Origin of the sequence: Flavobacterium arcticum, assembly GCF_003344925.1 — a bacterium.
Classification (GTDB): Bacteria; Bacteroidota; Bacteroidia; order Flavobacteriales; family Flavobacteriaceae; genus Flavobacterium; species Flavobacterium arcticum.
Genome location: NZ_CP031188.1, coordinates 1,631,793 through 1,646,785, shown reverse-complemented (window position 1 = coordinate 1,646,785; position 14,993 = coordinate 1,631,793). Strand labels below are relative to the sequence as shown.

The 14,993-nt window shown below is 36.6% G+C and carries 16 protein-coding genes; 6 read left to right on the top strand and 10 right to left on the bottom strand.

The features are described from left to right. Positions 1-32: 32 nt before the first annotated feature. Positions 33-476 carry a nucleoside deaminase gene (locus DVK85_RS07475; RefSeq protein WP_114677849.1) on the bottom strand — a complete coding sequence of 148 codons (444 nt, stop codon included), beginning with the start codon at positions 474-476 and terminating at the stop codon, positions 33-35. Positions 477-539: 63 nt separating this feature from the next. Here DVK85_RS07475 and DVK85_RS07470 point away from each other — a divergent pair, with 63 nt between their 5' ends. Genes DVK85_RS07470 through DVK85_RS07460 form a run of 3 tightly spaced genes read left to right on the top strand, consistent with a single transcriptional unit; the run spans position 540 to position 3,956 of the window. Then, positions 540-1,163, top strand: coding sequence for a hypothetical protein (locus tag DVK85_RS07470; RefSeq protein ID WP_114677848.1), 624 nt, complete (start codon positions 540-542; stop codon positions 1,161-1,163). Between the two features lie 34 nt (positions 1,164-1,197). Beyond that, entirely contained in the window at positions 1,198-2,970 is a 1,773-nt protein-coding gene (locus DVK85_RS07465) for a 1-deoxy-D-xylulose-5-phosphate synthase (RefSeq protein ID WP_114677847.1), read from the top strand. Between the two features lie 38 nt (positions 2,971-3,008). Then, on the top strand, positions 3,009-3,956 hold the full coding sequence (locus DVK85_RS07460; RefSeq protein ID WP_114677846.1) for a DUF3078 domain-containing protein: 948 nt from the start codon (positions 3,009-3,011) through the stop codon (positions 3,954-3,956). Positions 3,957-4,001: 45 nt separating this feature from the next. Here DVK85_RS07460 and DVK85_RS07455 read toward each other — a convergent pair whose 3' ends face one another. The 7 genes from DVK85_RS07455 to DVK85_RS07425 form a co-directional block, all read right to left on the bottom strand. After that, entirely contained in the window at positions 4,002-5,342 is a 1,341-nt protein-coding gene (locus tag DVK85_RS07455) for a deoxyguanosinetriphosphate triphosphohydrolase (protein WP_114679003.1), read from the bottom strand. Positions 5,343-5,366: 24 nt separating this feature from the next. Further along, positions 5,367-5,627, bottom strand: a complete 261-nt coding sequence (locus tag DVK85_RS07450; RefSeq protein ID WP_114677845.1) for a hypothetical protein — start codon at positions 5,625-5,627, stop codon at positions 5,367-5,369. Positions 5,628-5,646: 19 nt separating this feature from the next. Further along, entirely contained in the window at positions 5,647-6,162 is a 516-nt protein-coding gene (locus DVK85_RS07445) for an RDD family protein (protein WP_114677844.1), read from the bottom strand. A gap of 77 nt (positions 6,163-6,239) precedes the next feature. Then, on the bottom strand, positions 6,240-8,636 hold the full coding sequence (locus DVK85_RS07440; protein WP_114677843.1) for a ribonucleoside-diphosphate reductase subunit alpha: 2,397 nt from the start codon (positions 8,634-8,636) through the stop codon (positions 6,240-6,242). A 63-nt stretch (positions 8,637-8,699) separates the two neighbouring features. Further along, entirely contained in the window at positions 8,700-9,680 is a 981-nt protein-coding gene (locus tag DVK85_RS07435; protein WP_114677842.1) for a ribonucleotide-diphosphate reductase subunit beta, read from the bottom strand. 467 nt (positions 9,681-10,147) lie between these two features. Further along, positions 10,148-10,678, bottom strand: coding sequence for a class I SAM-dependent methyltransferase (locus tag DVK85_RS07430; RefSeq protein ID WP_240339614.1), 531 nt, complete (start codon positions 10,676-10,678; stop codon positions 10,148-10,150). Positions 10,679-10,756: 78 nt separating this feature from the next. Continuing rightward, positions 10,757-11,341: a DUF3109 family protein gene (locus DVK85_RS07425; RefSeq protein ID WP_114677841.1), complete on the bottom strand. Its 585-nt coding sequence runs from the start codon at positions 11,339-11,341 to the stop codon at positions 10,757-10,759. Positions 11,342-11,471: 130 nt separating this feature from the next. Here DVK85_RS07425 and DVK85_RS07420 point away from each other — a divergent pair, with 130 nt between their 5' ends. From DVK85_RS07420 to DVK85_RS07410, 3 genes are all read left to right on the top strand, one after another. After that, on the top strand, positions 11,472-12,047 hold the full coding sequence (locus tag DVK85_RS07420) for a MarC family protein (protein WP_114677840.1): 576 nt from the start codon (positions 11,472-11,474) through the stop codon (positions 12,045-12,047). 84 nt (positions 12,048-12,131) lie between these two features. After that, on the top strand, positions 12,132-12,329 hold the full coding sequence (locus tag DVK85_RS07415) for a hypothetical protein (protein ID WP_114677839.1): 198 nt from the start codon (positions 12,132-12,134) through the stop codon (positions 12,327-12,329). 9 nt (positions 12,330-12,338) lie between these two features. Further along, the gene (locus DVK85_RS07410; RefSeq protein ID WP_114677838.1) at positions 12,339-12,950 is read left to right on the top strand and encodes an FAD-dependent oxidoreductase; all 612 of its coding nucleotides are present in this window, start codon (positions 12,339-12,341) and stop codon (positions 12,948-12,950) included. 78 nt (positions 12,951-13,028) lie between these two features. Here DVK85_RS07410 and DVK85_RS07405 read toward each other — a convergent pair whose 3' ends face one another. Together DVK85_RS07405 and DVK85_RS07400 are read right to left on the bottom strand one after the other, a co-directional pair. After that, positions 13,029-13,388 carry a cation transporter gene (locus tag DVK85_RS07405; RefSeq protein ID WP_114677837.1) on the bottom strand — a complete coding sequence of 120 codons (360 nt, stop codon included), beginning with the start codon at positions 13,386-13,388 and terminating at the stop codon, positions 13,029-13,031. Positions 13,389-13,420: 32 nt separating this feature from the next. Continuing rightward, a complete protein-coding gene (locus tag DVK85_RS07400; RefSeq protein WP_114677836.1) occupies positions 13,421-14,992 on the bottom strand; it encodes a S41 family peptidase in 1,572 nt (523 codons plus the stop codon). Position 14,993: the final 1 nt, after the last annotated feature.

Sequence of the window (14,993 nt, the reverse complement as noted above, 5' to 3'; positions counted from 1 at the left end):
TTTTAAAGACCGTAGTCGAAGTACATTTTTAATTACCTCCTCTTTTTCTTAAAAAAAGAGGTCACTAAGTCGCTACATTCCTCTGCCATTATACCGTGAACTACTTCGGTTTTTGGGTGCAGTTTTGTACCCATAGCCCTATACCCACGTTGCTCGTCTGAAGCTCCGAAAACAATTTTAGAAACCTGACTCCAGTATAATGCCCCCGCGCACATTTGGCAAGGTTCGAGCGTTACATAAAGTGTACAGCCCGTAAGGTATTTACCTCCTAGAAAATTTGCCGCTGAGGTTATTGCCTGCATTTCGGCATGTGCCGTCACGTCGTGCAGTAACTCCGTAAGGTTATGACTTCGGGCAATTACTTTATCATTGATTACTACCACCGCCCCTACAGGAATTTCGTCTTTTTCAAAAGCGGTTTCGGCTTCTTGCAAAGCCTTTCTCATAAAATAGTCGTCGGTAAAAATATTTTCCATAAGCACAAAAATACGATTATCAATAATTTAAACGTTATCCTTACACAACCAATCTCCTTGCTTATGAACAATTACAAAATTTCTATTCCCGAACCGTGTAATGAAAATTGGGGTGAAATGACCCCAAACGACACAGGTCGTTTTTGCGATAATTGTAGTAAAACTGTCATTGATTTTTCTAAAATGACTGATAATGAAATAAAAAATTACCTCATCGCCCAAGAAGGCAAAAGCGTTTGCGGGCACTTCCGTACAGATCAGGTAAAACGTATTACTATAACTATTCCCTCTCAGATGCTGTTTTCGCAGACACAGTTCCATAAAATATTCTTATTAGCATTGTTGTTTACAATGGGAACTACACTGTTAAGCTGTTCGGATAATGCAGGAAACAAACAAAAAATTGAAAATGTAGTAATTGAGGAAGAAGAAGCAACGACAGTTGTTCAGGATATTGATAATATTACTATTGAAGACTTACCTCCACCACCTATACCTAAAAAAGGAGAATTTATGGACGGAATGGTGGTTTATGAACGTGACAGCGTTCCTAAATGCAAAACAATAAAAAAACCTGAAGGACTACCAACACTCACTACAGTAGGTGAAGTTGCTCTTGACTTTGAGCCTAAAAAAGAGGAAAGCAATCACATTCAGGGTGATACTATTATAACACCTCCGCAATAAGTAACTCAAAAGGAAATATTGTATTTTTGCACCCATGCAAAAGCTACTCGACACCATACAATCGCCTAACGATTTACGCAAACTAAGTTCCGAACAGTTGCCACAACTTGCCAGCGAGTTGCGCGATTTTATTATCGATATTGTTTCGGTTAAAGAAGGGCATCTTGGCGCAAGCCTTGGTGTGGTAGAACTTACTATTGCTTTACATTATATATTTAATACTCCTAATGACTTATTGGTTTGGGATGTAGGGCATCAGGCATACGGACACAAAATACTTACCGAACGTAAAGATAAATTTGACACTAACCGCCAATGGGGTGGTATAAGTGGTTTCCCAAAACGTAGCGAAAGTGAATATGATACTTTTGGCGTTGGGCATTCCTCTACATCTATTTCGGCAGCATTGGGTATGGCAATAGCTTCTAAACTGCAAGGCGATACCGAGAAGTGCCATATAGCGGTAATAGGCGATGCGAGTATTGCATCGGGCATGGCGTTTGAGGGACTTAACCATGCAGGTGTTACTGATGCGAATTTATTAGTTATACTCAATGACAATGCCATAGGCATAGACCCCAGTGTGGGTGCGCTTAAAAACTACCTTACCGAAGTAAAGGAAGGGCGTAACCCACGGCAAAACAACATGATAAAGTCGCTTAACTTTGATTACACAGGTCCTGTTGACGGGCATGATTTAAACGCTTTATTAAAAGAATTAGACAGACTAAAAGCTATAAAAGGTCCTAAGTTTTTACATATTATTACCACCAAAGGCAAAGGGCTAAAACAAGCCGAAGAAGACCAAGTAAAATATCATGCACCTGGTAAATTTGACAAAACAACGGGCGAAATATTACCCAAATCAGATGAAAACCTACCGCCTAAATATCAGGATGTTTTTGGACTCACCTTAGTTGAACTTGCCAAGCAAAACGATAAAATTATAGGCATTACGCCTGCTATGCCATCGGGTAGCTCTATGAAGTTTATGATGGAAGCTTTCCCTGATAGAGCTTTTGATGTAGGCATTGCCGAACAACACGCCGTAACTCTTGCGGCAGGTATGGCAACACAGGGCATGACTGTATATTGTAATATATACTCTACATTTTTACAACGTGCTTACGACCAAGTAATACATGATGTGGCACTACAAGACTTGCCTGTTATTTTTTGTCTTGACCGTGCAGGACTGGTAGGCGAAGACGGTGCGACGCATCATGGGGTTTTTGATATTGCCTATCTCAACTGTATTCCTAACATGATTGTTTTTGCTCCATTAAATGAGCGCGAACTACGTAATATATTATATACTGCTCAATTAGGGTTACCGCACTCTATAGCCATACGTTACCCACGCGGAAGAAGCGAAAACACCAACTGGCAACTGCCTTTTGAAAAAACTGAAATAGGTAAAGCTATTCAATTACAAAAAGGCTCACAAGTTGCTATACTCACTACAGGGACTATTGGTAATAATGTAGCTAAGGCACTTGCCCATATAGAGCATCCTGAGCAATTTTCGCACTATCACTTTGGGTTTATAAAACCATTAGACAAAAAAGCCTTGCAAAATATCTTCAATACTCATGAAACTATTATAACGGTTGAAGATGGTTGTGTTACAGGAGGGTTTGGTAGTAGTATTGCTACCCATGCATTAAATATCAATTATAAAGGAACTGTAAAGATTTTAGGCATTCCTGATGTATTTATACAGCATGGAACTACAGCACAACTACAACAATACTGTGGTATTGACGTTAAAAGCCTAAAAGAAATTTTTGCAGCTTACCTAAAATAACGATTTTTGCACCGCATCTATTAAAAACTACACATTTAATGAAGTTTAAAATCTGTTTTACAATACTATTGCTATTAGCATTTATGCAGAACATACATTCGCAAGTTATTGCCATTACCCTACCCGACTCTATTACTTATTGGGAAAAAACGAATAAAGTAGGGCTTGATGTGTCTCAAATTGCTTTTGTAAACTGGAGCGTGGGTGGTAATAACTCGGTTACCATACTAGGAAAAGGTGAATTTGATCGTAATTATAATAAAGGTAACCTTAATTGGGATAACGAGCTGGTAGTTAGATACGGGTTTAATAGCCAAGAAGGACAAGAAACACGAAAAACTGACGACCAAATACAGCTTACCTCTACCTTTGGTTACCGAAGTGATACCATATCGCATTGGTATTATAGTGCCAAATTTAACTTTAATACGCAATTTACTAACGGATATGCTTACCCTAATACTACCGATGAAATTTCGGCACCTTTTGCACCTGCCTATATTTTTCTTGGGGTTGGTGGCGAATACATCCGTAAAGATTTAGGTTTAAATGCTTACTTCTCTCCTCTTACCGATAAAACCACATTAGTACTAAACCAAACACTTGCTAATCAGGGTGCTTTTGGGGTACGTGCTGCTGTGTATGATGAGGAAGGTAAATTGATAAGTGAAGGTAAAAAATCACGTACAGAGCTGGGTATATTAATTACCAACAGTATAAAGCGTAAAATATTTAAAAACATAGTACTCGATCATCGCATTAGCTTTTACACCGATTACATTAATAAATTTGGGAATATTGATATCGACTGGCAATGGTCTTTAGACATGACCGTAAATCAATATGTAAAAGCAAACATTGGCGCACATATCATTTATGATGATGATATAAAAGCTACCGAAGAGGTAAATGGCGAACCTATAAAAGTAGGTCCTAAACTACAACTAAAACAAATGCTTGGTGTGGGCGTAACGTATACTTTTTAAATTTTTGGATTATCTGATAATTAGAAAACCTGATAATCCAAAAATCTATTTTACTCCTGTTATAGTATTATAAAGTAATAGCGCCTTACCATCGGTTAATGTCGATACAAAATGCGATATATGCAGTAACCTGTCATATAAATTCATTTTATCTGTAACAAATTTTTCGGGTAGCATTTTTAATACTAACTTGTCATAATTACTCTCTTTTCCATCATACTTATTGTTGTATGCGGTACAAAAAGTATCGAGCAGTATATTTATAATACGATAGCCTATTACTTCTTTTTCTACCACCTCACGACTCTGGTATATGTTTTCGACACTAATATTAATTATATCACGCATCTGGGCAGTATATTTACCCTGATCAGTTAGTGCATAAGGGTATTTACCAGCAAGTATTGCCTCTTCATTATCCAAGAATACCTTTACAGCATCATTTATAAGACTACTAATAGCTAAGGCGCGCAAGTAGCTCACCCTATCCTCTTTAGTCTTTAAGCTCTTATATTTTTCTACTTGTACATTGTCTTTAACCAACTTTATAAGGTATTCTAACGCAAAATCTTCTGATATAACTCCAAGGTTGATACCATCTTCAAAATCGATAATGGTATAACAAATATCATCGGCAGCCTCTACAAGGTAAGCCAACGGATGGCGTTCGTAACCAATATCATTACCTGTTTTATTACGAATAAGCCCCAACTCTTTGGCTACATCTTCAAAGTAAACTTTATCACATTGAAAGAAACCATATTTTTTATCGGCAATATTAGCCGTAGGCTTTTTAGGCAACGACTCTTTAGGATATTTCATAAAAGCCCCCAGTGTAGCATAGGATAATCGTAAACCACCCTCTATACCTGGGCGCGATGTAGCAAGCAAGTTAAACCCATTGGCATTACCCTCAAAATCGACTAAATCTTGCCATTCTTTATCGGTAAGTTGGTCTTTATACTGCTTCCCTTTACCTATTTTAAAATATTCGCCTATAGCCTTCTCTCCCGAATGCCCGAAGGGTGGATTACCAATATCGTGTGCCAAAGCTGCCGCAGCGACTATAGCACCAAAATCGTTCATTTGGAAACCGTGTATATCTTGCAGATACGGATGCTTCTCGATAATTTTTTTACCAACAAGCCTGCCTAGCGAACGCCCAACAACTGATACTTCGAGACTGTGTGTAAGACGCGTGTGTACAAAATCTGTTTTAGATAAGGGTATTACCTGTGTTTTATCTTGTAGGCTTCTAAAAGCCGATGAGAATATAATACGGTCATAATCTACCTCAAAACCCAAACGGGTATCGTCTTGTTCTTTTCGTAAACGTTTACTTGTATCGCCCTGCCTTTTTAACGACAGTAGTTGTTCCCATTGCATCATATTGGTCGATGGTTTTATTCTCTAATTTTCTTCAGCTTCTGGACTATCATCTTTAACCCATTTTTTCTTGTTTGCCAATGCAAAATCTTTCGATTTCATAGGGTATTTTTCTTGACTTTTATCACTCGGGTTTTCGATAATGGTTTTTATCGTTATCTTGTCGTCTAGTTTAAATCCCGAAGCTACTTTTTGATAATCTAATAGGTATGTACCACAAAAGTAGTTACCATCTTCATCCTGCGCTATCACTCCCGTATAAACGGCTTTTTTTTCTTTTGTCATATTGGTTTATTTATGGCTATTAAAGCACTTCTTCGTTACCTATCTCGTTAAACGACTTTTTTAATTGTAATGCTGCTTCATATTCTTTTACATCTACCACATAGGTTTTACTAAGGCTATCATGCCACCCTCTCGGGTTAGCTGCAAAATATGAAAAAGCATCAAAAGGTATAAATCTACATACCGTTCTTAATGCTATTGTTCTAGCATCGGGTTTAGTACCATCATAACACACTACTTTAGTACCTGTAATATATTTACCTATAGTTCGCTGCGTTGAGACCTCTATAATAATATAATAACTGGCTACAATTAAAATACTCAGAAAGAAGCCTTGCAATGGATCTAAGTTAGTAGTCCACATAATCATCGAATCGTAATCAAAAATATAAAAAAGCCCCAAGCCAATTAAGTCTAGTAAATTTACAAGCACAACTCTTATTATCATATCAATAAGAAGGTTACCTAATCTTTTACCCCAAGAAGCCTGCATATCTTCTGTTACAAAAAATGACGACGGTATTGTTTGATCCATTATTCAGTGTTAAGAAAAGAAGGAGCAGTAACCTTGCTCCTTCTATAGTTTATATATTTTTTATTTAATTCTAAAAATTAAGAACCACACATTTCGCAGTCATCAGGATCAGCATTTTTAGAACGCTCAATCATTGCCTGAAACTCGGTAGTTGCTATCGGTTGTGCCTCAGCTGCTACTGCTTCGGGTACTGCTACTGCTTTTTTATCGTTATTAAGCGTAAACTTAATAGCATCTACAGCACTCTTAGTCCTTAGGTAATACATACCTGTTTTTAAGCCACTTTGCCATGCATAAAAGTGCATAGAGGTAAGCTTACCAAAGGTAGCATTTTCCATAAACAGGTTAAGCGACTGCGACTGGTCGATGAAGTAACCACGTTGGCGCGACATATCTATAATGTCTTTCATACTCATCTCCCATACCGTTTTGTATAGCTCTTTTATATCTTCTGGTATGCCTTCTATATTTTGTACAGAGCCATTAGCTCTCATTAGTTCTTGTTTCAGGTTATCATCCCAAATACCAAGTTCTACTAAATCGCGTAGTAAGTGTTTGTTTACCACAATAAACTCACCCGAAAGTACTCTTCTTGTATAAATATTAGATGTATAAGGTTCGAATGCCTCATTGTTACCTAATATTTGCGAAGTAGATGCTGTAGGCATTGGTGCCATAAGTAGTGAGTTTCTCACACCGTGCTCCATAACTTCTTTACGAAGTGATGCCCAGTCCCAACGACCACTAAGATCTTCATCTTTTAAGCCCCAAAGGTTGTACTGGAATTCTCCTTGCGATATTGGCGAACCTTCAAAACTAGAGTAAGCTCCTTCTTCTTTAGCCATTTCCATAGAAGCGGTAACGGCTGCAAAATATATGGTTTCGAATATCTCTTGGTTTATCTTCTTAGCTGCATCACTAGTAAACGGAAGACGCATTAATATAAGTGCATCGGCAAGCCCTTGTACACCTAACCCTACAGGACGGTGGCGCATATTAGAGTTACGTGCTTCTTCTATTGGGTAATAGTTCCTGTCTATAACCTTGTTAAGGTTACGGGTAATACGCTTAGTTACATTATGCAGGTGCTCATGGTTAAGCACGCCTTCTTCTACAAACATTGGTAATGATATAGAAGCAAGGTTACATACTGCTATTTCATCTGGTGCTGTGTACTCCATAATCTCAGTACACAGGTTAGATGAGCGTATTGTACCTAAGTTCTTTTGGTTCGATTTCCTGTTAGCTGCATCTTTATACAGCATATAAGGAAGCCCTGTTTCTATTTGCGACTCTAGTATTTTCTCCCAAAGTTCACGGGCTTTAATGGTTTTTCTACCTTTATTTTCTGCTTCATATTTAAGGTAAAGTGCATCAAACTCCTCACTATGCACATCGCATAATCCTGGGCACTCGTTAGGGCACATTAATGTCCATGTACTATCTTCTTGTACACGTTTCATAAATAAATCTGGCATCCACATAGCCGTAAACAAATCACGGGCGCGCATTTCTTCTTTACCGTGGTTTTTACGTAACTCAAGGAAATCAAAAATATCAGCATGCCAAGGTTCTATATAAATAGCAAAACTACCTTTACGCTTACCTCCACCTTGATCTACATAACGTGCTGTATCATTAAACACACGTAGCATAGGCACAATACCGTTTGACGTACCATTAGTACCACGAATATATGAACCTGTAGCTCTAACGTTGTGTATAGATAAACCTATACCACCCGCAGATTGCGATATTTTTGCTGTACTTTTTAGTGTATCATATATACCATCTATACTATCATCTTTCATGGTAAGCAAGAAACATGATGACATTTGTGGCTTAGGCGTACCCGAGTTGAAAAGCGTAGGCGTAGCATGGGTAAAGAATTTTTTAGACATCAGCTCATAAGTTTCTATAGCTGCATCTATATCATCAAGATGTATCCCTATTGACACACGCATTAACATATGTTGTGGTCGCTCTACAATTTTTCCGTTTATTTTTAACAAGTACGAACGCTCTAGTGTTTTAAATCCAAAGTAGTCGTAGTTAAAGTCTCTATTATATATAATGCTCGAATCTAAAAACTCAGCATTTTCCATAATAGTTTTGTAAACCTCATCAGAAAGCAAAGGCGATTTTTGCCCTGTTCTTGGGTTTACATAATTATACATATCGGACATGGTTTCCGAAAATGATTTCTTAGTGTTTTTATGCAAGTTAGATACCGATATACGGGCTGCTAACTGTGCATAATCTGGGTGACTAACCGTCATAGCGGCAGCAATTTCTGCAGCAAGATTATCTAACTCATAAGTAGTAACTCCATCATATAACCCCTCTATAACACGCATGGCTACTTTTACAGGATCTACAAGATCACTAAGCTCATAGCATAGTATTCTTACTCTATCGGTTATTTTATCGAACATTACCGGCTCTCTGCGTCCGTCTCTTTTTACTACATACATAGGGCAATATTTTTTGGGTTAATAATAGCAAACACCTTAGCATTTGCAACAAGTAAATTGTTATTAAAAATCAGCGTCGAAGCTAATTTTTTGCGAATCGCCACCTTCTTTATTGATAACACCTGCTTTTTGATATTCTGAAACTCTTTTTTCGAAGAAGTTAGTTTTTCCTTGTAAGGATATCATATCCATAAAATCGAATGGATTAGTTGCATTATACTCTCTCTCACAACCTAACTCTACTAAAAGCCTATCAGTAACAAACTCTAGGTACTGTGTCATTAATGTAGAGTTCATACCAATAAGGCTCGCTGGCAACGACTCTGTTATAAACTCTCTTTCTATATTAAGTGCATCTATCAATATTTCTCTTATTCTTTCTTTTGGCACTTTATTTACTAAGTGATGGTTGTGTAGGTGTACTGCAAAATCACAGTGTACACCTTCATCTCTAGAAATTAATTCGTTAGAAAACGTAAGCCCTGGCATAAGCCCTCTTTTCTTTAACCAGAATATTGAACAAAATGCTCCCGAGAAGAAAATACCTTCTACCGCAGCAAAAGCAATAAGCCTTTCGGCAAAAGAATCGCTCTCTATCCATTTTAATGCCCAGTCTGCTTTTTTCTTGATTGCAGGAAACACTTCTAAGGCATTAAACAACTCATCTTTCTCTTCCTCATCTTTTACATACGTATCTATAAGTAGCGAATAGGTTTCGCTGTGTATGTTTTCCATCATAATCTGGAAACCATAGAAGAATTTTGCTTCGGCATACTGCACCTCGTTTACAAAATTCTCGGCAAGGTTTTCATTTACAATACCATCAGATGCTGCAAAGAATGCAAGAATGTGCTTAATGAAATATTTTTCATCATCACTCAGTTTATTATTCCAATCATTAAGGTCTTGGTGCAGGTCTATCTCTTCGGCAGTCCAAAAACTCGCCTCCATTTTTTTATACCAGTCCCAAATATCGTGGTGTTTTATCGGGAATATTACAAATCTGTTTTTATTTTCTTGTAAAATTGGCTCTGTTGCAGACATAGTGTTTTGACTTTTATAGTGTTATGAAAATAACTTTTTTTGCTAAAAGGGAGATACAAAGATTGGCATTTAGATTAGAAAATGAAAGGCAAACTTATCCACAATCGGCATGAGTTTTTAACAACCCCTTAATATTAACCTAATATTAATAAAGTATTACAAAAGCCTGAAAAATAGACCATTGTAAACAATAAACTTATGATAAAATAATAGAAAAACTAAACGGAAACAGTAGTTTTCACAAGGGTTAACAGCACTTTTTAACAAGCTTATCTTTAAGCTCATCCCCCCATTTACCAACTCAACACACCAGTATTCTTTAAACGATAAATAAATATCTACTTTACAACTATAAAGAATAACCTATAGCACTTTTTTATCTTGTTTTTTACATTTAATTAAAAAAAACGGATAATTCTCTTCAACCTCTATAACTTCGACTAAACCCACATTATTAAACTCTTTACTTATAGACTCTCTGTCATAAAAAAACATTTTAACACCCCAAACATCTCAAAACGATCTTTACTAACAACACTACCCTTGCCATAAGTAGAAGCTTCTTTTGATATAGTTGTGAATATCATATAGCCGTTTTCGGCAAGCTGATCATAACAATCCTTAATAAGTTTTTTCCTTTCTCTACTACTAAGTAAATGAATCAATGCATAGCAAAATATCCCATCATAACGATATTTATCATATGGCATATCCGTTACAGAACCATGATGAATTTGTATATCTGCACCATAATGTTTTGTCGCCATCTCAATAGCGGTCTTTGATATTTCTATACCTGTAACCTTTATTCCGTTATCTTTAAAAATTTGCGCATTTCGCCCATAACCAATTCCGGGGATAAGAATATTTTTAATTGATTTTTCAAGAAAAAAATCTTTTATCAACACTGCAGATTTGGATGGGTCAAACCCCCACATCTCTTGTTTATCAATAAAATTTTTCTCCCAAAACTCGGGTTGTTCAGAGTTATTTATCATCGCAGTAATCAATTATTAATTACAGTAAAACCTTCAAAGAAACAACAGTAATGCAAAATAAACTAACCTAAATTTAGATTATTTTCTCCCTAAAGTCTCATCTTTAAGTTCAGTCGCCACCTTTTCGAGTTCCATATACCAGTCTTCGCCAAAGCGACGAATAAGCGCTTCTTTCACAAATTTATATACTGGCACTTCTAGCTCTTTACCTAGCGTACAAGCATCACTACATATATCCCAACGGTCATAATTAACCGCAGCAAACTCTGTAAAATCTTTTACACGTATAGGGTATAAATGACAGGAAACAGGTTTTTTCCAACTTATTAAACCCTGATTATAGGCTTGCTCTATACCACATAGTGCGGTTTTACCATCAAATATTACGTAAGCACAATCTTTATCATCAATAAGTGGTGTTTCTAAGTCACCATCTGTGCCTTTTTTCCATATCCCTTGTGCCTCAATGGCAGCAATACCCTCTTTTCTTAAAAAAGGTTTTACCTTAGGGTATATCTCCTCTAATATCTTGGTTTCTTCTTCATTTAATGGTGCACCAGCATCGCCATCTACACAGCAAGCCCCATGGCATGCCGAAAGGTTGCACACAAAATCTTTTTCCAGTATGTCCTCAGACACTATTGTTTTTCCCAGTTGAAACATCCTGCAAAGATAGCGAAACTCGATATAAAAAAGATGTAAACTAAGCACTCTTAAAAATTTAAATTCTTTTTAGTTGTATCCATTACTATATATGGTAATTTTGCAGCTTCAAATTTTAATAACACTAGTTATGGCATTCGACTGGAAAGAAATTTTTACAGTAAGTATGGTATTGTTCGCCGTTATAGATATAATGGGAAGTATACCTATAATAGTAGATTTGCGCTCTAAGGTAGGGCACATACAATCGGAAAAAGCATCTATAGTAGCTATGGTTATTATGATTGCATTCTTATTTGTAGGGGAAGAGATATTAAAGCTAATAGGTATAGATACTAGCTCGTTTGCAGTAGCAGGTTCTTTTGTACTGTTTTTCTTAGCATTAGAGATGATTTTAGGCATACGCCTGTATAAAGACGACGACCCCAACACGGCATCTATAGTACCCATTGCATTTCCGCTTATTGCTGGCGCAGGTACCATGACAACAATATTATCGCTTAAAGCAGAGTTTGCCACAATAAATATAATAATCGCTATTATTGTGAATGTAATAGTAGTCTACACTGTATTAAAATCATCGGCAAGAATAGAGAAAGCGCTGGGCGCAAATGGACTAGGCGTAATTAGAAAAGTATTTGGCGTTATACTCCTTGCTATAGCTGTTAAATTATTTGCGGCTAATGTTAAACAATTATTTATATAATAACTCTTTTAGTATTTTTACACTAAATATCAGATAGATACATCTACACTTTATAGGTGTTCTATAACTTAATTTAAAATCGCAATGAAAATTTTTATTTACACCCTTATTGCTATAGCGTTAGGGCTCATTATTTTCAATATTACCATGCTAGATTTTAGTAATCCTGCAAAGGGAGATAGCCTTATAGCTCTCATCGGGATTATAGCCTCATTGTGTGCTATATGCATACTTATTATTTTTAAGATGGCTAAAAATATTGAGAAAAAAACAAAACGATAATTATTACTTATGTTTGATGTACTTATAATAGGCGGTGGCGTATCTGGGGTATCTTGTGCCCTAATATTAGGCTCTGCTCATGCAAAACCATATGCCGAAGGCAAAAAAACAGGGATACTTACCCACCAAAAAGCATCGGCTTTACAAGATGCTGTTTTTAATAACGCTTATGGTATACCGCAAGGAAAATTAGGTAAAGAAATAATGGACGAAAGCTTAGCACACCTAACAGAAGCTTACCCACATGTAACCCAAATTGAGAAAGAAAAAGTAATGAAAGTAGAAGGCGAAGCCGGAAACTTTACCATTACTACCAACAAAGCTACCTATACTACAAAAGCAATAGTAGTTGCCGTAGGCTCTGCGCCTACTTTTGGTATCGAAGGGCTAACGCAATATATAGAACCACATGGTAAAGCTTTACCAGAAAAGAATAGAATACAACTGAAGAATAACGACCACCTTGTTACCGAAGGTATTTATGTAACAGGTACACTTGCTGGTTGGCGTAGTCAGCTTGCCATAGCCTCGGGTAGTGGTGCAGCAGTAGCTACAGATATTATGACACTCTGGAACAACGGAGTGCCAGCACAATATCATGATAGTACAAGAAATAAATAGTTTAATCTATTTCTAGATAAAACATAAAAAAACGGGGTTGTTATATAACAACCCCGTTTTTTTATATATAAGTGATTTTTACACCTTACAACAACCGTCTAGTTTTTCATAAGCATTTGGGTCTGCTTTAATATCATCTGCATCATAACCCAGTTTACTAATCGCTTGTTTTATGGTAGACAAGTCTGTTTTTTTACTATTATAAGTTACCTTAATAGTCATAGCCTCTTCATTTAGCTCTACCATTTGCACTCCCTTTTCTCTCAACAGTTTTTTATCAAAAAGCTCTCCGCAAGTTTCACAAACTTTACAATGGTTACACGCAATAGCTGTTTTTATAGTAGCCGTCTGGACTGTTTTCTTTTCTTGCGCGCTAGCAGTAGTACTAATACAAAATAACGTAAACAGGAGAAATAATGATTTAAATAGTGTTTTCATTTTTTATAGTTTTATGGTTTTAATTTATACACTTACTGTTCTAGCACTTTTTTTACCATGCTATCTTCTTTCAGTAACATTTGATAATATTTCTTTTCACTTACAAGCTGCCTTACAAATTCTGCCGCTAAATAGTATTTTATTTCTTGTTTATGTTTTTGTAACGGTAGTACCAAACCGCTCTGTGAAAGGTACTTGGAAAATGACCTATAATAAACATCAGTATTGATAATTTTATCTATTACTTGTTGTTTATTAAGACCATCAAACGCTTTTCTTTCAGCATCTAGTTGTTCAAATACAAAATAGCTTACCACACCCGATTTCATTATCATAAGTAAAGCCTCATCGCCATGCTCGCCCTCAAGCGGCACAAACACGTCGGGTATAATACCACCACCGCCATATACCGTTCTACCTCTAAGGGTTTTATATTTTAATGTATCGGCTACTTTAATACTATCGGCAGCATATAGCTCACCATTTTCATAACGTTTCTGAAAATCGTCAAAATAAGCCTCTTCACCATCGGCATAGCTACGCTGTATAGAACGTCCCGAAGGAGTATAATAACGCGCCACAGTAAGCCTTACAGCACTACCATCACCTAATGGCATTTCGCGCTGTACTAAGCCTTTCCCAAACGAGCGCCTACCTACTATAGTGCCTCTATCATTATCTTGTATAGCTCCTGCTAATATTTCACTTGCCGATGCACTATTTTCATTTATAAGCACATATACCTTTCCTTGCTCAAAAACACCATCATCGCTTGCATAGGTAATATCTTCACGATTTTTTTTATTCTTGGTTTTTACAATTACAAGATCGTCTTCCAGTAAATCATCGGCAATATCTACTGCTTTTTCAAGGTAACCACCACCATTATCACGAAGATCTATTATAAGTGTTGTAGCCCCTTGTTTTTTAAGAGTAACTAGCCCTTCATGAAACTCATCATAAGTTGTCTCGGCAAAACGATTTATTTTTATGTATCCTGTTTTATCATCAACCATTACGGCAACATCTACACTTTTTATAGGTACTACATCACGTGTAAGATTAACTTTAAATTTTTTATTTTCACTTTTTCTGAACACGGTTAAAGTAAGCGCAGACCCCCTTTCGCCTTTTAGCGTAGCAAAAAGACTATCGTTTGGCAGCTCACGCCCATATAGTTTAGTATTATCTGCATATAAAATGCGGTCACCCGATTTTATTCCCGCTTTTTCAGATGGTCCTCCATGTATAGGCTTTATAACCGCTACCGAGTCTTTATACATATAGAAGTTAACCCCTATACCTACAAAGTCTCCTTTCATGCTTTGGGATACAGCTTCCATTTCATTTTTGGCAATATATACCGAGTGTGGGTCGAGTTTTTCGAGTATGCTATTTACAGTAAGATCTACAATAGAGTCGGCATCTACATCATCTATATACTCGCTCTCAATAAAGTCCATAAGTTTATTCAGCTTCGTCTTTTTAGCACTAGACAACATACTGCGCTTATCTTCGGGAAAGTTTAAAAAACTCCCCAAAAGTATGCCTGCTGCCATAAAGACCGCAAGAAGCAATGGAATATATATATTTTTAATTTTCATT